The sequence below is a fragment of the Halomicrobium sp. HArcht3-1 genome, assembly GCF_058933345.1.
This window is the reverse complement of sequence record NZ_JBZYDM010000012.1, coordinates 1-19,874: the sequence shown is the minus strand read 5'-3', so window position 1 is coordinate 19,874 and position 19,874 is coordinate 1. Positions and strand designations below refer to the sequence as shown.

General features: G+C 63.3%; 24 protein-coding genes. 3 read left to right on the top strand and 21 right to left on the bottom strand.

What is annotated here, in order from left to right; all coding sequences use genetic code 11:
• Positions 1-140: 140 nt before the first annotated feature.
• From AC5FRW_RS17020 to AC5FRW_RS16935, 18 genes are all read right to left on the bottom strand, one after another.
• A complete protein-coding gene (locus AC5FRW_RS17020) occupies positions 141-470 on the bottom strand; it encodes a hypothetical protein (protein WP_493569665.1) in 330 nt (109 codons plus the stop codon).
• On the bottom strand, positions 467-778 hold the full coding sequence (locus AC5FRW_RS17015; protein ID WP_493569664.1) for a hypothetical protein: 312 nt from the start codon (positions 776-778) through the stop codon (positions 467-469). Before AC5FRW_RS17015 ends, AC5FRW_RS17020 begins: the two co-directional genes overlap by 4 nt.
• Complete coding sequence (locus AC5FRW_RS17010) at positions 778-6,024, bottom strand: hypothetical protein (RefSeq protein WP_493569663.1); 5,247 nt, start codon at positions 6,022-6,024, stop codon at positions 778-780. Before AC5FRW_RS17010 ends, AC5FRW_RS17015 begins: the two co-directional genes overlap by 1 nt.
• Entirely contained in the window at positions 6,021-6,233 is a 213-nt protein-coding gene (locus AC5FRW_RS17005; protein ID WP_493569662.1) for a hypothetical protein, read from the bottom strand. Before AC5FRW_RS17005 ends, AC5FRW_RS17010 begins: the two co-directional genes overlap by 4 nt.
• Positions 6,226-7,773 carry a hypothetical protein gene (locus AC5FRW_RS17000; protein WP_493569661.1) on the bottom strand — a complete coding sequence of 516 codons (1,548 nt, stop codon included), beginning with the start codon at positions 7,771-7,773 and terminating at the stop codon, positions 6,226-6,228. The genes AC5FRW_RS17005 and AC5FRW_RS17000 overlap by 8 nt, the downstream gene beginning before the upstream one ends.
• Positions 7,774-7,776: 3 nt before the next feature.
• A complete protein-coding gene (locus tag AC5FRW_RS16995) occupies positions 7,777-9,735 on the bottom strand; it encodes an ATP-binding protein (RefSeq protein WP_493569660.1) in 1,959 nt (652 codons plus the stop codon).
• The gene (locus tag AC5FRW_RS16990) at positions 9,722-10,075 is read right to left on the bottom strand and encodes a hypothetical protein (protein WP_493569659.1); all 354 of its coding nucleotides are present in this window, start codon (positions 10,073-10,075) and stop codon (positions 9,722-9,724) included. Before AC5FRW_RS16990 ends, AC5FRW_RS16995 begins: the two co-directional genes overlap by 14 nt.
• Positions 10,072-10,884, bottom strand: a complete 813-nt coding sequence (locus AC5FRW_RS16985) for a hypothetical protein (protein WP_493569658.1) — start codon at positions 10,882-10,884, stop codon at positions 10,072-10,074. The genes AC5FRW_RS16990 and AC5FRW_RS16985 overlap by 4 nt, the downstream gene beginning before the upstream one ends.
• Positions 10,877-12,718 (bottom strand): hypothetical protein, encoded by a 1,842-nt coding sequence (locus tag AC5FRW_RS16980; RefSeq protein ID WP_493569657.1) that lies wholly within the window; start codon positions 12,716-12,718, stop codon positions 10,877-10,879. The genes AC5FRW_RS16985 and AC5FRW_RS16980 overlap by 8 nt, the downstream gene beginning before the upstream one ends.
• A 5-nt stretch (positions 12,719-12,723) precedes the next feature.
• Positions 12,724-12,858, bottom strand: coding sequence for a hypothetical protein (locus tag AC5FRW_RS16975; protein ID WP_493569656.1), 135 nt, complete (start codon positions 12,856-12,858; stop codon positions 12,724-12,726).
• Entirely contained in the window at positions 12,848-13,231 is a 384-nt protein-coding gene (locus AC5FRW_RS16970) for a hypothetical protein (RefSeq protein ID WP_493569655.1), read from the bottom strand. The genes AC5FRW_RS16975 and AC5FRW_RS16970 overlap by 11 nt, the downstream gene beginning before the upstream one ends.
• A 75-nt stretch (positions 13,232-13,306) precedes the next feature.
• Entirely contained in the window at positions 13,307-13,585 is a 279-nt protein-coding gene (locus AC5FRW_RS16965; RefSeq protein ID WP_493569654.1) for a hypothetical protein, read from the bottom strand.
• Entirely contained in the window at positions 13,585-14,112 is a 528-nt protein-coding gene (locus AC5FRW_RS16960) for a hypothetical protein (protein ID WP_493569653.1), read from the bottom strand. The genes AC5FRW_RS16965 and AC5FRW_RS16960 overlap by 1 nt, the downstream gene beginning before the upstream one ends.
• Positions 14,112-14,618 carry a hypothetical protein gene (locus AC5FRW_RS16955; protein ID WP_493569652.1) on the bottom strand — a complete coding sequence of 169 codons (507 nt, stop codon included), beginning with the start codon at positions 14,616-14,618 and terminating at the stop codon, positions 14,112-14,114. The genes AC5FRW_RS16960 and AC5FRW_RS16955 overlap by 1 nt, the downstream gene beginning before the upstream one ends.
• A 42-nt stretch (positions 14,619-14,660) precedes the next feature.
• Entirely contained in the window at positions 14,661-15,158 is a 498-nt protein-coding gene (locus AC5FRW_RS16950) for a hypothetical protein (protein WP_493569651.1), read from the bottom strand.
• A gap of 6 nt (positions 15,159-15,164) precedes the next feature.
• Positions 15,165-15,716 carry a hypothetical protein gene (locus tag AC5FRW_RS16945; protein ID WP_493569650.1) on the bottom strand — a complete coding sequence of 184 codons (552 nt, stop codon included), beginning with the start codon at positions 15,714-15,716 and terminating at the stop codon, positions 15,165-15,167.
• The gene (locus AC5FRW_RS16940; protein WP_493569649.1) at positions 15,713-16,276 is read right to left on the bottom strand and encodes a hypothetical protein; all 564 of its coding nucleotides are present in this window, start codon (positions 16,274-16,276) and stop codon (positions 15,713-15,715) included. Before AC5FRW_RS16940 ends, AC5FRW_RS16945 begins: the two co-directional genes overlap by 4 nt.
• A complete protein-coding gene (locus AC5FRW_RS16935) occupies positions 16,273-16,452 on the bottom strand; it encodes a hypothetical protein (RefSeq protein WP_493569648.1) in 180 nt (59 codons plus the stop codon). Before AC5FRW_RS16935 ends, AC5FRW_RS16940 begins: the two co-directional genes overlap by 4 nt.
• Positions 16,453-16,640: 188 nt before the next feature.
• On the opposite strand from AC5FRW_RS16935, the gene AC5FRW_RS16930 reads away from it, so the two are divergent.
• Positions 16,641-16,802: an AbrB/MazE/SpoVT family DNA-binding domain-containing protein gene (locus tag AC5FRW_RS16930; protein ID WP_493569647.1), complete on the top strand. Its 162-nt coding sequence runs from the start codon at positions 16,641-16,643 to the stop codon at positions 16,800-16,802.
• 470 nt (positions 16,803-17,272) lie between these two features.
• On the opposite strand, the gene AC5FRW_RS16925 is transcribed toward AC5FRW_RS16930, so the two are convergent.
• On the bottom strand, positions 17,273-17,701 hold the full coding sequence (locus tag AC5FRW_RS16925) for a type II toxin-antitoxin system VapC family toxin (RefSeq protein WP_493569646.1): 429 nt from the start codon (positions 17,699-17,701) through the stop codon (positions 17,273-17,275).
• Positions 17,701-17,970: an AbrB/MazE/SpoVT family DNA-binding domain-containing protein gene (locus tag AC5FRW_RS16920; protein WP_493569645.1), complete on the bottom strand. Its 270-nt coding sequence runs from the start codon at positions 17,968-17,970 to the stop codon at positions 17,701-17,703. Before AC5FRW_RS16920 ends, AC5FRW_RS16925 begins: the two co-directional genes overlap by 1 nt.
• A gap of 363 nt (positions 17,971-18,333) precedes the next feature.
• Here AC5FRW_RS16920 and AC5FRW_RS16915 point away from each other — a divergent pair, with 363 nt between their 5' ends.
• Positions 18,334-18,588: a hypothetical protein gene (locus tag AC5FRW_RS16915; RefSeq protein ID WP_493569644.1), complete on the top strand. Its 255-nt coding sequence runs from the start codon at positions 18,334-18,336 to the stop codon at positions 18,586-18,588.
• Between the two features lie 100 nt (positions 18,589-18,688).
• A complete protein-coding gene (locus AC5FRW_RS16910; protein ID WP_493569643.1) occupies positions 18,689-19,573 on the top strand; it encodes a DUF6997 domain-containing protein in 885 nt (294 codons plus the stop codon).
• Between the two features lie 110 nt (positions 19,574-19,683).
• Here the strand turns inward: AC5FRW_RS16910 and AC5FRW_RS16905 are convergent.
• Positions 19,684-19,874, bottom strand: a 191-nt coding sequence (locus AC5FRW_RS16905; protein WP_493569642.1) for a transposase, incomplete at its 5' end; no start/stop codon positions are given.

The window sequence follows — 19,874 nt, the reverse complement described above, 5'->3', positions numbered from 1 at the left end:
CACCCACAGAAAGATCTGAACCAGACGTGCTCGTGATCTCTTGCTGGCGATGATACTGGTGCACAGCACCGCAACTATAGCGTTCCGTGGATCATTTGCCAGCAACCCGACACTGTCTTGGATGATAGTCATGACAAAACTCATGCGTCGTCTAGATCCCCGAGCACGTCGTCCAGATGGTCCCGGCCGGCAGCGAGGACTGTGCGACCGTCGTCAGTGAGCGAGTAGCGTCTCGCGTGGCCGTCTTTGTGCTTCTCAACGAGACCAGCCTCGACGAGGGGACCAACTCCGTAGTCCCAGAATTTCCCCTCCGACAGATCGGTCCACTCGCGGACCGCGTCCAGTAAAGCCCCTCCAAAGGGGGGCATCGGGCCGGCCTCGTACTTCGCGACCTCCAAGAGGACGATCCGCTGGGCGTCGGTCAGGTTGAGGTACCGTCGACGGTGATCGTCGACGCCCGTGAGAGTCACTCCATCACCTCCTGAGCCAGCCACTCGAACAACTGTCGGCCGATAACGTCCCAAGCCGCCCCGCCGGCCGCCGACAGATCACGCATCGCCTGCCCGAGATCGATCGACACCCAGCCCGTCGCCGTTCCGAGCACGATCGCCCCCACGACGAGCGCACCGAATGTCGCGACTGTCCCGACCGCGGCGACGGCACCACCGAGGATCGACTTGATCCGACGGAACTTGTAGCCACCATAGAGGACCGCGACGACCAGCGCCGCCGTCTGCCCGAACTGGCCCGAGAGGACACTGAACCACTCGAACGGCATCAGTCGTCGCCCCCTCGACCGGCAATGATGTTGATCTCTGGCTGGTCGTCATCGGGCGAATTGTTCGCTCGGTACTCGCGCACTAACTGGATGGCGACGTAGCCGACCAGAATCAGCACCAGCACGAACGCGTCGGACTCGATGAGCGTCGTCAGGAGGTCGCCCTCTCCGAGCGCCTGCAGCGAGACCACGCCGGAGACGATGACGATCCCGAGCCAGCGGGCGGTCGTGAACTCGCCAGTGCGGGTCAGCACCAGCAGCGACCCGACTGCGATCGCGCCGACCGTCCCGATCGCGCCGGCTTCCGGGCCGATCTGTAGCAGGCCCGACTGGATCGCCGCCGCCACCGTTGCCAGCCCGATCGCGCCGGTCAGGAATTCGTTCTCGCCGACCGTGACGATCCACTCGCCGACCGTCGCGATGACCGTCTCGACGAGACCGGACACCAGTTCACCGCGTGGGATCGCCTCGACGAGCGAGCCGACACTGGCCGCCGTCGACTCGACGGCATTGCGAGACCGCTCGGGTCGCCGGCCGACGATGACCAGTCCGGCGATTGCACCGAACAGGATCGCCAGCGGGACCAGATTGCCCTGTGAGGCTGCTTCGAACACGGTGCTGGCACCTTCGGGGTTCGCGGACGGCGCTGGCGCGGTGCGGACCCGAATCAGCGAGTCGATGCTGTCGGTCGGGACCGACATCGTCTGTCGCCCCTGTGCTCGGTCGAACCGGCGGGTCGTGTCGACCTCGTAGACGCCGTACCACTCGCCCTCGCTCGCGCCAGTGTATTCGACGGTGAACGCATCGCCGACGCGTTCCCCGCTGGAGACGTAGAACACCGGTGCGGTGGCGTTGGTCTGGCTTTCGGGCACCGATGCCCGGATCGTCCCGTTCTCCGGCGACAGCGCCAGCGGGACGGTCTTGAGACCGACCTCGCTCCCGCTGACCGCTTCCGGGAAGTGAACCCGCTGGCCGTGACCCGTCGACAGTGCTGCATAGTCCGATTCAGCGCTGTAACTCTCGTTTGCGCCGTAGTGCAACAGATGGCCCTGACTCGTGTTCGCGACGCTGATATACGAGTCATCGGACCACGTGTCGAGACGGACCCGAGAGTCCAGATCGAACCCGACCGGCGTCGCCTCGACGACCGTCACCGACCCGTTGTGCACGTCGATTTTCGACCCGGTCGAGCGGATCTCGACCGTCGTATCGGCCGGGACCGTCCCACCGGTCAACGACGCCACGTCGATCACGGCGCTGGTGCCGTCGATCGTCAGCGCCGACTGTGGGATCGTCGTCCAGCCGCCAGACTCGTTGATCCGTGCTTCGAGCGCCCGGTACGAGATGATGTTCTCGGCGTGGGGGATCGTCAGCGTCGCGCTCTCGCGGCTTGAGAGGTACGTGCGACTGATGTTGTACCGTTCGCTGAAGGCTTCGTTCTCGAACAGCACTGTTCGCCGCGTGGTCAGTTCGTGGCGGTAGGTGATGGCGACCGTCGGCTCGGGGGCGTCGGTCGACAGGTCACTGTCGCCGGCCAGTACGGTGACGCTGTTCTGGCCGGACCGGAGCCACGACGCATTAGCCGTCAGCGTGGCCGTATCGTCCTGACTCAGCGTGCGGTTCAGCCTGACCGTGTGGTTATTGACGATCACACCCGGCCGGTCCGAGATCACACGCTCGGTGTAGCCGATGCGCACGTCGACGACGCCGTTGTCGGTGCTGACAGTTGCACCCGTCACGTTCCCGTCAAAGTCGGAGATCTGGACCGTCTGGGACTCGCCGTCGCTGAGTTTCCCGAGGTATTCGGCATCGGGCTGGCCGTCGGCGTCGATGTCCAGCGTCGGGTCCTCGGTGACCGTGCGAACCGTCGAGCCGGCGTCGACGCCGACCTTGTGGATCGTCGAGACCGTCGCCGTGTGCGATCCCGACGAGAGGTTTCCGACCGACTTCGTGGCGGTGTCGCCCGGCGGCAGGACGCCGCTGTAACTGGCGTCGGACTGACCGTCACCGTCCAGATCGACAGCCGGGTCTTTCGTGGTCGTGCGCTCGGTCCAGTTGACCGTCACGTCAGTCCGGTAGGCCGTCGTCGAGACGGTCGCCGTGTGCGACCCGGTCGCGATGGTCGGGAGTTGCTTCGTGACAGATTCGCCATCGAGAAGCCTCCCCGAGTAACTGACGTCGATCGCCCCGTCGCCGTTGATATCGACGCCGGGATTCTCTGTCGCCCGGCGCTGGGTCCAGTCGACCGTCACGTCGACCTGCGAGGCAGCCGTCGACACCATCGCAGTGTGGGACTCCGGCGCGAGATTCGAGAGCGACGCGGAATACATCTCCCCGCTGGCGAGGACACCGGAGTACGCCACGTCGGTGTCACCGTCGCCATCGGTGTCGATCGACGGGTCCTCGGTGCCGGTCCGTTCGGTCCAGTCGATCGACCACTCGGGGTGCGGGCCGCGGCCCGTAGACGTAACCACGCTGTTGCTGCCGGTCGTGAGTCCATCGACGGACTTCGTTGCTGTCGTCTGACCGCTCGCGTAGACACCGCTCCAAGAGGCTTCAGCCGTGCCATCGCCATCCACGTCGATTCCCGGATCTTCGGTGCCCGTCCGCTCGGTCCAGTCGAACGACCAATCGGGTTGCGGGCCGGCCGCTGTCGACGTGCTGACGCTGTTGCTGCCAGTCGTGAATCCGTCGACGGACTTCGTCGAGGTCGTCTGTCCCGGTGCGTAGACGCCGGACCACGACGCCTCCGGCGTCCCGTCACCGTCCACGTCGATCGACGGGTCTTCGGTAGCCGTGTGTTCCGTCCAGTCGATCGTTACGTCGGTCTGGTAGCCGGTCGTGACAGTTGCCGTGTGGCTCCCCGGCGAGAGATCGCTTACCGATTTGGTGACTGTTTCGCCATTCCAGAGCACACCGTTGTACGAGGCATCTGTGATGCCGTCGCCATCCACGTCAATCGATGGGTCAACCGTCGCCCACCGTTCGGCGTAGTCAAGCGACCAGTCTAGGGAGGTCGCCGCCCCACTCGACGACCAGTCGAGTTTAGACGACGACGTGGTAAGGTTGATCCCGACAGAAGTCGATTCGCCGTCCGTGAGCGTCCCGAGATTGACTGATTCACCGGCTCCGTCTGACACAGATATCGTCGCCTGGGGTGTTACGTCATAGCCGATTTGTGTCTCTCGGCGGTTTGGCTCGTCAAACGCGTTTTGGAACGTTTCAAGCCCGATTGTGTGGTAGGAATTATCGCCGCTGATGCTGGTCGTGCAACCGCATGTCTGATCGACGTGAAAGCTTAACACATAGGTTTTGCCTGCTTCGACAGAGGTGTGTTCGACATCAATTGTCTTTTCGCCGGTGGTCCAATCTGGTTCCCAATCATTTTTGATTCTGGTCCCCTCTGTGATCGCCGTGTCGCCGTCGTCAACAGCGAGATAGATGTCGACTCGCGTCCCGCGGTTGATATCGTCACTGAGCGATGTGATGTTCGGATTGACCGATGTCAAGACTCCCGATGTCTCTGGGTTGATTTTGACCTGCGCGTTCATACGATCGCTATCTGTGAAACGTGACCCAATCCGAGTCACAGTCTTGTAACCATCCCCTTGCAGAGCCGCGTCTCGGTCGAGTCGCTCTTGATGATACGGACCTGGGACAGCAGGATCTACCGTGAGCATCTCACTCGTCGGGTCCAGATTGCCCCCGACATTGATTGACTGCGAGCTATCCGGGCCGACACCGGTCGCCGAGTCCGACTGAGACGACGATGTCGAATCCCCGTTGAACGTCACGGAGACACCGGTCGCGTCCCGGTTCCCGCCGACATCGTAGCCGAACGTCTGGCCGTTCGCACGATTCGACGCCGACGCCGATCCCGACGACGTGGTTTCGCGCCCGGTCACAGAGACCGATTCCTCGGACGGATCGAGGTTGCCACCGACCGACACCGAACCCGATCCAGTGCCCGAGCCAGATCCCGAGGTCGTCGACTCCTGCCCGGTCACGGACACGGTCTCGCCGGTCGGGTCGAGGTTGCCACCGACCGGGACAGATCCCGAGCCAGTGCCCGATGCTGACTCCGAAGTCGTCGCTTCGTTGCCTTCGAACCGGACGGTCACGTCGGTCGCGTCCCGGTTCCCACCGACCGAGTAGCCGAACGTCTCGCCGTTCCCGAGATTCGACGCCGACGCCGAATCGCCCGACGAAGTCGTCTCACCAGTGAACGTCACGCTCGTCGCGTTCGCGTCGCGCGTGCCGCCGACAGAGAAGTCGAACGTCTCCCCGTCGGCACGGTTCGACGCTGAAAGCGTCTGGTTTGTCGTCGTCTCGTAGCCGGTGAACGTCACCGACACGTCGGTCGCGTCGGCGTTCCCGTCGATCGAGTAGTCTGTCGATCCGCCATCGGACAGAACCGTCGAGAACAGGCCGTTGTCGGTCGACTGCTGTTCGACACCGGTAAAGGTCACCTCCGGGTTCTGTGGCTGCAGATGGTCCGCAGCGACCGATAGCGGGATCGTCTCGCCGTTCGAGACACCGAGCACCTGTTTCGTGTCGCGTTCGCTGTTGACCTGCCCGGTCAGGTCGATCGTCGGGTCCGACGCGTCGTCGAGGTCACCGACTTCGTACAGGTGTGTGGTCCCACTCGACGCCGGTGCGCCGACGATCTCCAGCACGCCGCCGAACGTGACGACGTTCGTCGAGAACCCGCGCACCCAGAACACCGCTTTGTCCTCGCGGACGTGGACAGACTCGGTGTAGGTCCCACCGCTCTCGTGGCGCACACCGACGACCTCGGGGATGGTGCCGTACTCCGATTTGAGCCACGCCGTCGTCACCGACACCCAGCGCCCGTCGTGCTGGCGGCTGTCGGTGAGATTCAGCGCCGGCTTCCCATCGATAGACATCGTCGACACCCGGAGCGTCTGCGCGCCCGTCGACGCGGACACTGGCGGGGCCGTCCCGTTCGACCGGACGTGTGAGTCGGGGACTTTCGAGAGGTCCGTCTCGGGCTGTCGCCCTTCGTTGCTCATGTCCTGAATCGGTCCGTCGTCGCCGGTGTCGTCGGTCTGGTCTGTCTCGGGCGCGTTCTCGGTGTAGACAGTGCCGTTAGTTGCGGACTCGGTCGTCGGGCTTGGCGATGGGGCCAGTAGTACCGGGGCCGACGCTGCGACGGTGACCAGCGCCACCGCCATGCCGACGATCGTCAACTGTTCGCGGGTCAGTGGGATGTCGTCGATGTTCATCTGAAATCACCTCGATCGGTCGTCAGGGGGGTCCCCCCTTCCGTTCCTGTTCCAGAGACGCGCGTGTACCGGCGGTCAGGATTCTGAGTGAGATCGATCTCACGCCGCCAGCGCCGCCCGGACCGGCCGCCGCCGGCGATCGCCGGCGCGGCGACGCCACGGCGTCGAGAAGGCTTTGGGGCGGGGTCGACGGTCGCACAGTCAGTCATCGGCTTCGACTCCTTGCTGTCGGCTGGCAGTTGCGGCGGTCGACCGTGGGATTCGAGCCGCGACGAGGCGGTCGCCGTCGTCGAGATCGAACACGAGTTCGAACGCTGATTCGGTCCGTCGGATCGGCTGTGCTGGGAACGATCCTTCGTCGTAGGGACTGGACAGCGCCTCGACGATCGTTGGTTCGTCGCCAGTCAGGTCGACCACACCGCACCCGGGCGCGAGCACGCGAAGCTCGTGTACCGCGCCGCCCGCTGCCCGGTATTCCTCGACGAACGACGGCTGCCCGTCGCTGTTGGTCGCGATCGCCAGCTCGTCGACGCGCATCCCAGTCTCGCCGCTCTGGACCGAGATCGACGACGGGATACCGAGCCGAAGCTGGAACTCCGGCGTGCCGTGCGGATAGCCCAGATCGGAGAACTTGAACTCGGAGAACCGACTCTCGTTGTAGCACAGACCGTACCCGCGCGGTCGCGATGACAGCAGGTCCTGATCCTGTTCGAGGTCGCGGAACGGCTTCGGCGCTTCGCTCTTCCCCGTTCGGTTCCCACGCTCCTGATTCGACAGTTCGATCCAGTAATCGAACTCCTTCAGCCAGTGGTGATGGACGTCGTCCTCGTGGTGAGCGAAGCCGACGATCGACAGCCCGGCCTTGCGGCCCTCTTTGGCGATATCGGACATGATCTGGACGAGTTCGTACGTGTAGTGTCCGCTCTCGCCGCCGCTGGCGCTCTCGGGGGCCAGCATCCCGAACTCGTCGATATAGGCCGTCATCCAGTTGCGGTCGCCGTCGGCGTCGACGCGCACGCCCTCGAACGTGCGAGCAGCGATGAACCCGAACCACCAGTGTGAGGCCGGCGTCGGGTTCTCGTCAGTTTTCGGAGTGAATTCGGGCTGCTGGACCGTCGTGTCCGCTTGCGAGACTGCTTCGTGGCACCCGCGAAACAGCGGATCGGGATACACGACGTTGTACGTCCCTTTCGGATGGCGCTGCAGCCGCTCGACGAGGTCGAACACGTCCTCGTAGTAGCGCACGGCCCGCACCAGATCCTCGGGCGTCGGGTCGTCGCGGTCGGTGGCTTCCATCCAGCGACCGTCGACCTCGACGCCTTCGGGCAGCCAGAGCGTCGTCCAGTCGCGCATCCGACGCCATTCTGAGGTATTTTGCCGACCGTTACGGACGATCCGCTCGTCGTTGTGTTCCATCTGGTACGTGGCAAACTGATCGGCCGCCGTCGATTTGCCCGACCCCTTCGGAGCCTCGACGAGTGTCAGGCTCGCGCCCGGGCTGGTGACCGTCGACGGCCCGTCCGAGCCGTCCTCGACGTGGATCAGCATGTCCGGGTAGACGCCCGACAGCGCCGCCCCATCTCGGGGTTCGAACGCTTCGGCGTCGAACGCCGGGATGTCGAACCGCCGCCGGATCTCTTCGGCGTCGTCTGGGTACGTCCCCGGGGCATCCATCCCGGCGACGATCGGCTGTCCCTGTCGCGTTTCGATCGTGAACCCGTCTCCGTTGGGTCTCTCTTTGTATGACATATATTAGGATAGTCCTGTGAGTTCGGTCGTCTCACGGTGTGCAACGTCGCCGCCGCCAAGCCCCGCATTGTCGACGATCGGGATGTCGAGATCGGCGAGCGTCCGGCTCACCATCTCTTTCGCGACGGCCACGTCGTCGAGCGTGATCTCGTCTCGGAGGTTCGCCCGAGCACTGGCCTGTGCCAGCCGGCGGGCAGCACCGAGCTTTCGCGCCGTCACCGGCACGGGTGGACCGCGATAGTGTCCGTCAGCATCGGCCAGTGCGTCGCGATAGCGCTCCGGCAGCGCCATCTTTTGCTCTTCGAACCAGTCGGCCAGTTCCTCAATGACGGCGTCGCTGGCCGGCGTCGGGTGCAACTGCCGGGCGCGCGTGATGACCGCCCGGTACTGATCCATCGTCAGCACCGGATCGATCGTGTCGGCTTCGTCCTCGTCGAGGGACTGGTCGGTCGCGTCTTTCAGCGATGCCGACCACGTCCGTAGCATCGATTCGGCCAACTTTCGGACGTGCTCGCGGTCCTGCTTCGACCGCATCTGCATGACGAGATCGAACCGGGAGAGTAGCGGACTCTCCAGCGAGAGCGCGTCGACGAGCGACTCCCCGCCGCTGAAGTGGCCGCCGTCCGGGTTCGCCACCCCGAGAAGGCCACATTCAGCCGGCAGCGTCATCGATTGACCGGCCAGCGATAGCGGAAGGATCTGATCCGCCAGCGCCGAGTGCATTTTCTCGATGGCGTCCTCGCCGGCCTTGTCGAGTTCGTCGACGACGGCCAGCCCTTCGTGCGCACGGACCAGGACACCCGGCTCGATCGAAAACCCGCCGTCCGAGAAGTCGTCTTTCACCGCGGCAGCGGTCAGCCCCGGCCCGCTCGCACGCTCGCCCGACGCCATCGCCGACCGGGGCGCGACGGCCGCCGCCCACTTCGCGAGCACCGACTTGCCCGTCCCCGGATCGCCCGGCAAGAGGACGTGGATATCGCCACGATAGTGCGAGCCGTCGCGGGCCTCGAACGTCGACCCGGAGACCAACTGCAGCACAAGGCCCCGGACGACCTGTCGGTCGCGTGGGTGCGAGCCGGCGACGAACTTCGGCGCTGCCGCCGCGATCAACACGTCAGCCGGCGACGGATCGCGGGCGTCGATGTCGAACGACTCGGGCCGTTCGCGAAGCCGCTCGAACAGCGCTCGCTGATCGGCCGTGAAATCGGCGTTCTGGTAGGAGTAGCCCGCCGATTCGATGCTGCTGGCGACGACTTCGGGGCTGGGAATCGCACCGTCGCCGCGGAACTGCAGTTGCCCGGCGATGACGACCTCTTGGCAGTTCTCGATGGCACCATGTCCGGCCAGCGATTCGTTCAGGTGGACGACGATGTCCGCCGTATCGCCGCCCGTGGCCGCGCTGGTCGGGTTCTCAAGCAGGAGCTTCTGATAGTCCTGATAGACGCTCTGGTCCGGGTTGATCCGAAACGGTCCCTGCTTTTCACAGCCCTGGCACTGGTGCGGTTCCCGGTAGCTCCCCGGCCGCATCGAAATCCGCGTGAGGGTGCCACAGCGCTGACACTCGAACGCCGCCTCGACCAGTCGGGGCTTGACCTGCGTTCGCTTCGCGACCTGGCCCTCGAACGCCAGCAGTTGCCCGCGTCGATCACTGGGCGAGAACTCGCCCGCTGCCGTCGTATGCGAATCGGGCAGGTTCTCGAACCGGACCGTCGTCTGCCCGAGACTCATGTCGACGGGCAAGGGAACCGTTCGAACCGCTTCCTCGATGTAATCGCGCATCGTCTCGGGCGCGTCGAGGATATCTTCGGCCAGATCCGGGTCCCAGCGTGCGAGATCCGTCCAGTCAAGCACCAACTCGGTGGTGTCGGGATACTGCTGGGCCAGGAGCGCGAGATCATCGGCCACCTCCCACCGGAGATAGCGGGCGAAGCGGCCGGCGACATCGGCGTTACTCGTCGCCATCGTCACCCCCCGCGTTCGGGTAGTCGGGGACGATCGTCTCGCGCCACGTCTCGATCCGGGCGACCAGATCCTCGACGAGAGCGCGTTCGTCGTCGGTGACGCCGTCCCAGTTGACCGTCATCCCCGCCGCGTTGAGCGATGCGAGTTTCAGCAGCTTGCCCGCACGATGGTCGGCCAGTTCGGTCGCCAGTCGCACCGCCTTGTCGCCGTCGACCTCGTCGTCCTCGATCGCGTCGTCGAGCCGGTCGAACACGGTCGGATCGCCAAGCTCGACGAGCGAGGTCTGGTCTTGCTCTCTGGCCCGCGCTGCGCGCACCGTCTCAACATCGAGGTCCGTCATCCGTTCGGGACCTCCCGGCCGTCGCTGACCGTGCTGGCGAGTTCGTTCCCGTTGGTCGCCAGTTCCGACAGGTTCGCGTTCATCGCCGGAAACACTTCGTCGGCCAGCAGCCACTCCAACCGGACCGACGGCCCAGTCGTCAGGCTGTGCCACCACTCGCCGTGACGGTCGAGGACGGTCTCGACGAACGCGTTTGTCAGGTGCCCCTCGGTCGCGTGGATGATGTCTTCCGCCCAGATCATCACCTCAGCCTCGACGCGCGGTGGATCGCGAAGGGTCTCCCGGAGCAGCCGATGCTGTTCGACAGCGCGCTGGTGCAACCGTGGCCGGCCTGCGACGTGTCTGATCCGTGTCGCGCCCCGGACACCGTCCGTGTCGGTAAACTCCGAGACACGTTCTCGAAGCGTCTCAAGCGCCCGCTGGAACGCGGGGAGCAACGTCATCCGAATGAGTTTCCGGCGGACCGACTGGATCGTCGACTCGGGTTCGGGGGCGTGCTCGCAGATCTCTTCTCGACGCTTCGGATCTGCCATAAGACAGGCCATCCGCCAGCGGTCGCGAATGAGATCGCTGTGCCACGTCTCGGGCGTCTCGCCGGCCGACACGACATCGACAGCATGGCACCACTCAAGCACCTCCTGACGCCTCTCGAACCCGTCCAGAAGGCTCTGCTGGAGATGGCGCTGTTGGGCACGGAGCGAGTCCAGGCCGGCAGCGAACGACTGATCGGTCCCGGTCTCGTCTCCCGCCAGCCACTTGAGCGCGTGATGGCCGTCGTCGGCGACCGCACCCATGACGACGTTAGTCATCGCCGACCCCCGACTGTGGCGTCGAGTCCGTCGAGACCGTCGTCGACTGATTCCCGCCGTGTTCCTCGTCGAGAGACTTCGCGATCTCCGAGCGGACCCGCTCGACGACCTGCTGACCCTTCTCGTGTTCGCCCCATTCGAGATCAGTGACCGCCTGCAGGACCTGATCGAACGTCCGGCGTTCCTCGTACTCTTCGCGCTCGGTCTGGACCTGAGCCTGCACGTCGTTCCAGTGCGATGGTCCCCACTCGACACGTAGCTCGCCGTCGCGGGCTTCGTAGCCCTCGACGATCGCCGGCAGCGTCGCCATCGCGAGCGCGATGAGATGGGCATCGATGACCGCCATCGTCGCCACGTAGGCGAGTGCCCCACCGACCACCGCAATCCCGATGAACCGCCAGTTTCGTCGCTTCGCGAAGTTCGACAGCGTCGCGCTGATCGCTCCGGGGAGTGCTCCAATGCCCTCCTGTTCCGGCGGATCGGCGAGATCGTCCTCGTCGACATCGACGGTCAGATCGGGACTGAACGCAAGCCGCGCCGGTCGGTGGACCAGCACCTCGTCGGCTTCGGGGTCGACCTCGAACAACTGGTCGAGATCACCCTCGCCGGTGTCGTAGCTCTGCCAGTCCTCGGTCGGGATACTCGCCGGGTCGGCCCAGTAGCGCGCCAGCATCGGCCGAAGGCCGGCCACTGGCGCGTACAGGTCCTCGCCGTGTCGGTAGACCTTCTTGATCTTGTTTGCGACGCGGCGGGTCCCGACGGTCTCGTTACCGCTCGGGCTGATCGCATCGTGCCGGAGCGACCGGCGGAAGAATCCGGCCCTCGACAGATCCGAGTCCCGAATCGAGAGCATCACCGGCAGCGCCAGCAGCCCCATCAACAGTCCGACCGCGACCGGCGCGTTCGCGAGCACCTTCGAGGTCTGCCACGTGGCAAGCACGGCCGCGACGCCGATCACGACCGCCACGACGACCGCCCAGTAGCCGATGCCCTTGAGCGAACCGACGATCGTCCGCGAGAGGACGTGCTTTGCCGACATCCCCGAAAAGAGAATGCCAGCGATCGCCGGGAAGATCAGATTCAGCGCGCCCCACCGCCAGAGGTCACCCTTCGAGTTCGTCGGGTACGCCGGACTCGCGGTGAGTGGGTTCGTCTGGTGCTTGAAGCGCCACTTCGCCCCGTCGACGCGCTGACCGTCCTTTTCCAGCCACGCCGTCGCGTGCCACGTCTCGTCGTAATGTGACTGCAGCTTCAACTGCGACGCCGAATAGCCGCTCTCGACGGTGAAACTCATTCGCTGGACCGACTGATTGGCTGCATAGGCCACCTGCGTCCCGTTGACCCGCGCTGTCTTGGGCTGGTAGTACACGACGACCATCTCGTACTCGCCGACTGCGTCGGCGAACGCCGACGTGTACGCCAGCAGATAGTCCGTCTCGATGCGTTCGTTGTGCTCGATCGTCGTGTAGCTCGTCTGGATCGGATTCACCGGCAGCTTCTTGAGCACCAGTCCGCCGGTGCCGATCATCCTCGTCGAGGACGGTGGCCCCTGTGACCCGCCGGCTGCAATCTGATCCCCGCCAGTCCGCAGCCACTCGATCGAGAACGGTCCCGGCGCGGTCCAGTTCGACGCCGTTGACGAACTCGATCCCGTCTCGTTGCTCGACTGCGCCAGCGGGAGAGTGCGCTCGTCGTGTTCCTGGCTGGCGCTCGTCGCGGTCGCCGATGCGGGCGTCGCCAATCCGACCAGTGACGACACCAGCAGACCCAGGACGACGACGCTTACCGCGACGGTCGCGACGCGATCACCTCCGTTGCGTGGGTGTCCGACCACGGCGATCAGACCCCCGACAGCGCCGACGCGATGCCGTTGACGTACTCCGTTGTCGCGTCCGGCGCGAACACCAGCGCAAGCGCCAGCACACCGAGCGCGGTCAGCAGCACCGCGCCGCCGCCGGAGATGTTAATCTGCATCGTCGACCGCCTCCTCTGCCGCTGCGCCGGTGTACAGCGCGAGTCCGACGACCAGCGCCGACAGGAACACCACGATGATCTCCTTGGGTGCGAGTCCGAGGATAGCCCCGCCACCGGCGAACGTGCCCGCGCCGATCGCCGACGCGGCAGCGGCCCAGACGAAGCCCCCGGCGTAGATCCCGCCAAAGAACCCGCCCAGTCCGAGCGTCGCCTGCCGGGCCGGTCGGCCTTTGAACCACTTCGCGCCGCCGCCGGCCACCCGAGCGCCGTAGAACAGTCGGGCGAATACGCTCGTGTACTCGCCCAGGATATAGCCGATAGCAGCGAGGAAGCCCCAACCGAACAGCGTCGAGATCTCGACCGTTCCAGTCATCGCGAAGACCCCCCTGCGACTGCCGTCGTTTGCTGTCGATACGTCCGTTCAGTGTTGAATCGTCGAATCATGAGTCTAACCGTCGGTTTTGTCGTCGATCTGTTCGCGCGCTTTCAGTCCCAGCTTCAACAGGAGCAACAGCGCCAGCACCGCGACCACCTTCGCAGCGGTCTGCTGGGTGACTGGCAGGACAGACGACGAACTCACGAACAGCGTCGCCATGTAGAACACCTGTCCGAGGTTCGTCCAGCCCCACGTGGCGATCACGAACAGTGCGTCGAGATTGAGCGCCCCGAGCACTGCCGCCGCCGTCGCCGCCGCTCCGTTGACTGGCTGTTTCAGTTGCTCGATCATCAGTTCAAGAAGGCACCTCCGCCGGGAATCGCGTCGACGACGATCTCGATCAGCAGCCGGATCGATTCCGAGAACACGTTCACGAGCACCACGAAGGCAATCGCCGCGCCCAGCAGCCCCAGCGGCCCCGCCCAGTCGGCGAAGCCCAGCAGACCATCCACGAGCGGCCTGACAGCCATCGTCAGGATCGGCTCACCGATGGTGTCGCCGGCGCTAATAAGGACGTTGGCCGACACTGCCGGGATGTCAGCGATGCCGACCAGCCCGTCCGTCGTCGCCCGAGAGTCGCCATAAAAGACGAGATTCACGAGGTCCAGCGACCGGAGGACACCGGTCTCGACACCGTTGAGCAACGGCGTCAGAATGACCCCGAAAATGAATCCCACCGGCGACGATCCGAACGTCTGCAGCACGCTAATCGTGCTATCGTCGAACGGGAGTATTTCCGAATCGGAGGACTCACCGTCACCAGAGCCGCCGAACCAACCCGGTCCGATCAGGCGACCCGACGTGTCGTCGTTGGTCATCACGAACCACCTGCCAGCCGTTGACCAGCCATCTGCAGCCCGCGCACGACGACGTAGACCACCAGCAACACGAACGCGACAGCGACCAGATAGCCGAAGACGCCGAACTGGTCGACGCTGCTGGTCCACAGGTCTTTTCGAAACCACTGCAACAGCGGGACGAACAGCTCACCGATCACACCCGAGCCGGTCCACTCGCCGGGTAGGTCGGTCGGGTCGTCGGTGTTGGTGACGATATACGGCACGAACTCGACGCTCCCGATCCACGAGGTCGTGCCGGAGACGATATCGGCGACAGCGTTGCCCCACGTCGTCGCCATGTTCTGCAGGGCGACCGAGACCGTGGCGACACCCGAGAGGAAAATCGCTGCGCCGACACGGGTCCAGTTGACCGGATTCGCCGTCTGGACCAGCGTGTAGGTCGTCCCTTTGACCGTGAACGTCTGGGCCTCGCCGTCCTCTGTCTGGGCGTTCAGGAACCCCGTCAGCCCCTCGTCGTCACTCATCGAGTCTCACCTCGACCGTCCGCTGAAGGGGCTGTACGACGGTCATTCGTCGATCGTATCTTCCTCCTCGACGCCGAAGATGTCCGTCGGGATGTCGACCGGCAGGCCCGGAAGCGTGTCACCCGTCTCGTCCTCTCGGAGGTACAGAACGATCATATACAACGCCAGCATCACGATCCCGATCGTGATCGGGAACGCGAGCGTGCCGGCGAGACTACCACCGATGGCATCCCGAAGCGATGTCTCGGTGATGTCCGCACCCGCTGTCAGGAGGTCGCCGGGCGCTTGGAACATCCCCGACAACAGCGAACCGACAGCCGTGCCAGCGGACTCGAAGGGTTTCGAAAAGAACGTCCCGATCGCGTCGACGACATCCGCGAAGGCCACGAACGGCGAGACGACCAACCCGATGAACGACGCACTCAGGACTCTTCCGGCGCTTCCGCCCGCCTGCAGGAAGTTCGTGATACCAACGAGAGTTTCTTTGCCGCCACCTTCTCCCAGGCTGAGCGTAGCCGACGAGTCATCCGATGAAGCCATCGAAGGTCACCCCGAAAGCTTCGCTTTCACCGGGTCGAACAGTCCCAGCAGGAACGCCGCGGCGACGGCCAGCACGGCGATGAAGATGTTCAGCGGTGTGAGAAGCCCGCCACCACTGCCGGCGAAGATCACACCGCCACCGTCGGCCGACTGGCTGACGATCTGACCGACATCGATCGACGCAGCGGTCTCGTTGTCGGTGTCGGATGCGTCCTCGGTGACGACGAATCGATAGGAGTCGTACTGCGTCGTATCGGCCGCAAACGTCTGCTGTGTCGTGTCGTTCGCCGCTGCCGAGATCTGGCCCGCGTTGACCTCGGTGGTGATGCCGTCAGAGACCCCGTAGACGGTGTAGTTGAGGCTCTGGCTACTCGTGTTCGTCACTTCGAGGTACACTTCCTCGGTCGAGTTGTCGATCGAGACCGTCTTGTCCGCCAGCTGGTCGCCGGCCGCGACGGCCCCGCCGACTGCCAGCAGGCTGATCCCGACGATCGCCGCCAGCAGTACCGCGAAGTTGTTCGGTCGACTGTTCGAGTCGTTGGATTTGAGTCCGATCATTGGTCAGAATCCCCGCTTGCGGGCTGGGGTGTGCCCTGGTCGTCAGTCTGTGCGTGCCCGCCGTCGGTCGCTGTGATGCCCGTCGCCGGTCGACTGACCGACGTGTCGCGCGTCGCCAGCAACTCGCGACCGTCGGGCCGCTCGATCTGTCTGCGCCGCTCTCGATCAGCGTCAGCACACTCGCCACTGCAGTAGAATCGCGTTTCACTGTTGGTCTGGACGACCATCGAGAACGGCCCGACCGTCGCCCGGCGCGGTGATCCAGACGAGTGAACTTCGACGACTTCGTCGACACCGTCGCGGTTGGCCTGTGTTCGGGCCGTCGCTCCACAGTGCTCGCAAGCCGCTTCATGCTCGGGAGCGGCTTCGTTGTACGCGAACAGCGCCAAGCCGGCGGCACCGACGGCGGTCACGACGAACGCCGGCCGGTCGCCTGTCACCACGTGCTCCATCCCAAGCTGGACTGTCAGGAGCGTCAGGCAGGCCGCCGACAACAGGGCACTCCAGCCCAGGATCGACAGATCTGATAGACGGACGCCGTCGACGGAGAGACGAGTCACGCGCCGCCTCCGGCCAGCATCTCGCCGGCGAGATCGCGGCTCGCACCGCCGGCCTCTTGCCGAGATCGCGCGCGCCGTCGCTCGTCGATGTTGCTCCAGTCGATACGCCAATATCGAAGCGCGGCGTTACCCGCGCCGTCCGGTGGTTCGTCGCCGCCGGAGTCGTCGTGTTGCATGGGTCGGGGTACACCTCCGCGGCGGCAGGCCGCGGATGTCCCCGCTGTCTATGGCCAAGTGTAAAGTACCAGAAAAGATAGCTATGCGATAGCTGTCTAATGTCCACTAATCTTTCATCTAATAGCTATTAAGCAGCTATTTGCGGTGACAATACTTTTTGTTCACCACGTCACAGGATCAATCGTCTATGGAACGGAAACCATGCTCGCGGACGGTGACTGATCTCGGCGGGAGCGTCGGGATCAGCATTCCGAAGGGTCTCGCCGACGCGTTCGACATCGAGCAGGGCGACGAAGTACTGATCGAACACGACCTCGACGATGGGACACTGACTGCGCGTCTCGACTGATCCTCATCGCTTCTCCCGAAAACCTATCAGGAGGGTAGACGCATCACACAGCCACCGCCTCGTCGGTCCTGCCCGACGGTCGTCACTGTGGGATGTGACACACCGCGAGCATGAAACCCGATCGGGCCACGAAAGAGACGTTGTGGGGCGGTCCCTTCCGTCTGCTGGACTGTGCTACTGGAATTTAGGACCTTCGGCGCGACCCATCGAGTCAAGGCGCTGCTGCACTGGCGTTGTCGTCCGATCCAGTGAACGGAATATCGATCTCGATGCCATCGTACGCCAGCGTCGGCTTCTTTGGCTTCCCCGAGTCGCCGCCCTCAAAACCAATGACGCCGATATCTTCAAGCTCGGATAGAATTCGAGTCAGCAGGTCAGTACGGTACTATCGATCTACCTCATTGTAGAACCGAGACCGCTGACGAGGTGCTTGTCCGAAGATCTGTGTTCGCAGAGCCGTTCTACTGTGGTCAGCGAAACGGACTCTCAGGAGTTTCTAATCTCCTAACTCCTTCGACTGCGTCGAAGTCATCATCGAACGAATAGAGATACTCGATTCCTTCTCGTTGCATGTACGCGACGATCGTCGCGTCGCCACAGGAGAGTCCGTCATAGGTCTGGAAGAGGTCGATCGCTCGGTTGAAATCCTTCTGCGCTGAATGGTGGATCTCGAACCCCGCAGACCGATTCAGCCGCTCGTACGTCTCGACAGCCGTTTGCTGACGCTTCCGATTGTGAATCCAGTTGAGTGTTTCGAGGACGATGTAGTTCGTCACCCGTCCTGTTGGAAGGTCACCGTGATCCATCCCACGGACGATCTCCATCGCAGCGGTGTGGTGCTGATCATCGACATCTGCCATCCCGATGAGAACGCCCGTGTCGACGAGCGCAACCGCCATCAGTTGTTCTCCGAAAATGCAGGATCGTCGTCGTGACCGGAGACATCGTGTGTTTCTGAGCCGCCACCGCCCATCGAGACTGGCTCGAAGTCGTCAAACGCACCGTAGCGTTGCTTGACGACCTCGACAGAGAGATTTCCCTCATCGTCGGTATCCCAACGGAGCTTATCGCCCGGCTCGATGTCGAGGCGCCGACGGAGCGAAGCAGGGATCGTCACCATGCCCCGGTCGCTGACCTTGGTCTCTTCGGGAGCATCGTTGGTAGCCATGTTTGTGACTACAGTCTTGTTCACAATACATGTTGCGCCACATGTGATTGGACAGGCTGATTTGTCTCACAGGCCAACATCGGCAAACGCATCGTCGATGACTTCTTCGCTTGGCGCGTTCAGATACGGCTCCCGGCGGTCGCAGCTCGATCTCAGTCGAATCCTCGTTTTGCACACGTCAGCAGAACTCCCCGTGTGCAAGATGACCTCGTCACCTCGGCACTGGTGGCGTTTAATGTCTGTCAGTTGAACGGAGGTGGCGATTTTGGGTCGATATGTGGGTTCCAGTGAGCCGAAAAAACTAGCTTTCCGGGGGACGTGTGCAATTCCATGCGGCTCCGAATGACTGATCACAGAGAACGGATGCTCGAAGCTCTCCTCGAAGCAACCGGGGAGAACACCAAGAGCAAGGCCATCGATCGGGCTGTTGCCCACTACTGTCGATGTGCGGGGGAGAACCCCGCCCATCCTACCGGGACCTATACAGAGTTGATGCAGCGTGCGATCGAAGAAGGAAGTCTGACACCAGCCGAGATTGCTGATATCCTCACCACCGACGAGCTGGCTATCGAGTACGAGCGAGAGTGGTCGGTCGGATCGCATACCTCGTGTAAATAATTGCTCCACAACCCCCGGAATCTAGATTTCCATAGTGTTCATATCGATCTCGAAGATTGCCATCAAACTATTTATCCCGTTCTTTCTATGCCATCACACAGTGGTCGAGAGTCATTGGCAGACGGCGTTACAAACTATTGCAGACGACCAGGCCGGGGTTTTCGGACCTCAGTCGTTTCGAGAGTACTTGCGAGACATCGATGAAAGCCCGAAGGATTATCGGACCGCTGCTGAAATCTCGATCGACACTCGCAATCAGTTAGCGGACGACCTGGATCAGCACGATACGATGGTGCTCCGACTCGGGCGTGCACCGGACAGTCGAGCAACGCAATTTGCCCTCGTTCGTGTCGCAGACCGATTGGACGACTTCTTCATCACCGAAGCTGACTTCTCGTCCACCGATCGCAGCGAACTCGACTTCTCGCCCGATGGAGCGGACGTGGATCTGCTCGGGCGTGAAGCGCAGGATATCCTCTCTGCCTATCGGCTACTGCCGACGTTCTCGGAAACCTCGCTCGTCAACTTCGCGCTCTCCACCGGGTTACTCAGTCGAGCTCTCGATCTCGACGTCTCCCAGATCGGCGCAGCACCGACGACGATCGCCTCGACATTCGACTTCTATTTCGAGCCACATCCTGCACAGCCGACCACACTCCATCACAACAACGGCCAGGTCGAGATTGATGCGCTCGTGATGACCCGCCGTGATGGTAAGCGTGTGCTGCTCGTTATCGAAGCAAAGACTGGTTCGTCACAGTCACTTGCCAAGCACAAGCTCGGTTATCCCGTGTTGAGTGTCGAGGGACAGGTCTCCGAGTCAGTCGACGAGGTCATTCCTGTCTATCTTCGTGCAGACACGACAGATACTGGTCTTGAATACGACATCTACGAGTGTACACCGCCAACGGTTGAACGAGAGAATCCCTGTCTCAGCTCGATCGAGGTTCGTTCGACGAGTGGTTATCTGCTTACGATCGAGTAGTGCTCTGTCGTAAACAGTTCCCAACGGCTCGATCACCCCGTGTGCCGAGTGAAAATCACGGATTCTGTTACGATTTGTGTGCCTTGTTGAATCCACAGACGGCGTAGCGATCACTCCTTGATAGCTTGTTCGAGGTTGTAGACGGCGACGGTGAGCACAAGCTCTCTGAATTCGCGGTACCAAGCGCTCGGCCTGACAGCGGACCCGAATCGGCGCTTGATGGCCGAGAAAGCACTCTCGGCCATCCAGCGTTGCCCGTAGAGATCGCTGTCCAACCGTGCGTTGTGGGCGTAATCGTAGT

Bases quoted from the DNA above. Each gene is read 5' to 3' on its own strand.
- AC5FRW_RS16960 (WP_493569653.1), bottom strand. From the start codon at position 14,112: ATGACCAACGACGACACGTCGGGTCGCCTGATCGGACCGGGTTGGTTC.
- AC5FRW_RS16915 (WP_493569644.1), top strand. From the start codon at position 18,334: ATGCTCGAAGCTCTCCTCGAAGCAACCGGGGAGAACACCAAGAGCAAG.
- AC5FRW_RS16920 (WP_493569645.1), bottom strand. From the start codon at position 17,970: ATGGCTACCAACGATGCTCCCGAAGAGACCAAGGTCAGCGACCGGGGC.
- AC5FRW_RS16965 (WP_493569654.1), bottom strand. From the start codon at position 13,585: ATGATCGAGCAACTGAAACAGCCAGTCAACGGAGCGGCGGCGACGGCG.
- AC5FRW_RS16970 (WP_493569655.1), bottom strand. From the start codon at position 13,231: ATGACTGGAACGGTCGAGATCTCGACGCTGTTCGGTTGGGGCTTCCTC.
- AC5FRW_RS16995 (WP_493569660.1), bottom strand. From the start codon at position 9,735: ATGGCGACGAGTAACGCCGATGTCGCCGGCCGCTTCGCCCGCTATCTC.
- AC5FRW_RS17015 (WP_493569664.1), bottom strand. From the start codon at position 778: ATGCCGTTCGAGTGGTTCAGTGTCCTCTCGGGCCAGTTCGGGCAGACG.
- AC5FRW_RS16975 (WP_493569656.1), bottom strand. From the start codon at position 12,858: ATGCAGATTAACATCTCCGGCGGCGGCGCGGTGCTGCTGACCGCGCTC.
- AC5FRW_RS17000 (WP_493569661.1), bottom strand. From the start codon at position 7,773: ATGTCATACAAAGAGAGACCCAACGGAGACGGGTTCACGATCGAAACG.
- AC5FRW_RS17010 (WP_493569663.1), bottom strand. From the start codon at position 6,024: ATGAACATCGACGACATCCCACTGACCCGCGAACAGTTGACGATCGTC.
- AC5FRW_RS16985 (WP_493569658.1), bottom strand. From the start codon at position 10,884: ATGACTAACGTCGTCATGGGTGCGGTCGCCGACGACGGCCATCACGCG.
- AC5FRW_RS16945 (WP_493569650.1), bottom strand. From the start codon at position 15,716: ATGATCGGACTCAAATCCAACGACTCGAACAGTCGACCGAACAACTTC.
- AC5FRW_RS16950 (WP_493569651.1), bottom strand. From the start codon at position 15,158: ATGGCTTCATCGGATGACTCGTCGGCTACGCTCAGCCTGGGAGAAGGT.
- AC5FRW_RS16955 (WP_493569652.1), bottom strand. From the start codon at position 14,618: ATGAGTGACGACGAGGGGCTGACGGGGTTCCTGAACGCCCAGACAGAG.
- AC5FRW_RS16930 (WP_493569647.1), top strand. From the start codon at position 16,641: ATGGAACGGAAACCATGCTCGCGGACGGTGACTGATCTCGGCGGGAGC.
- AC5FRW_RS16925 (WP_493569646.1), bottom strand. From the start codon at position 17,701: ATGGCGGTTGCGCTCGTCGACACGGGCGTTCTCATCGGGATGGCAGAT.
- AC5FRW_RS16935 (WP_493569648.1), bottom strand. From the start codon at position 16,452: ATGCAACACGACGACTCCGGCGGCGACGAACCACCGGACGGCGCGGGT.
- AC5FRW_RS16990 (WP_493569659.1), bottom strand. From the start codon at position 10,075: ATGACGGACCTCGATGTTGAGACGGTGCGCGCAGCGCGGGCCAGAGAG.
- AC5FRW_RS17005 (WP_493569662.1), bottom strand. From the start codon at position 6,233: ATGACTGACTGTGCGACCGTCGACCCCGCCCCAAAGCCTTCTCGACGC.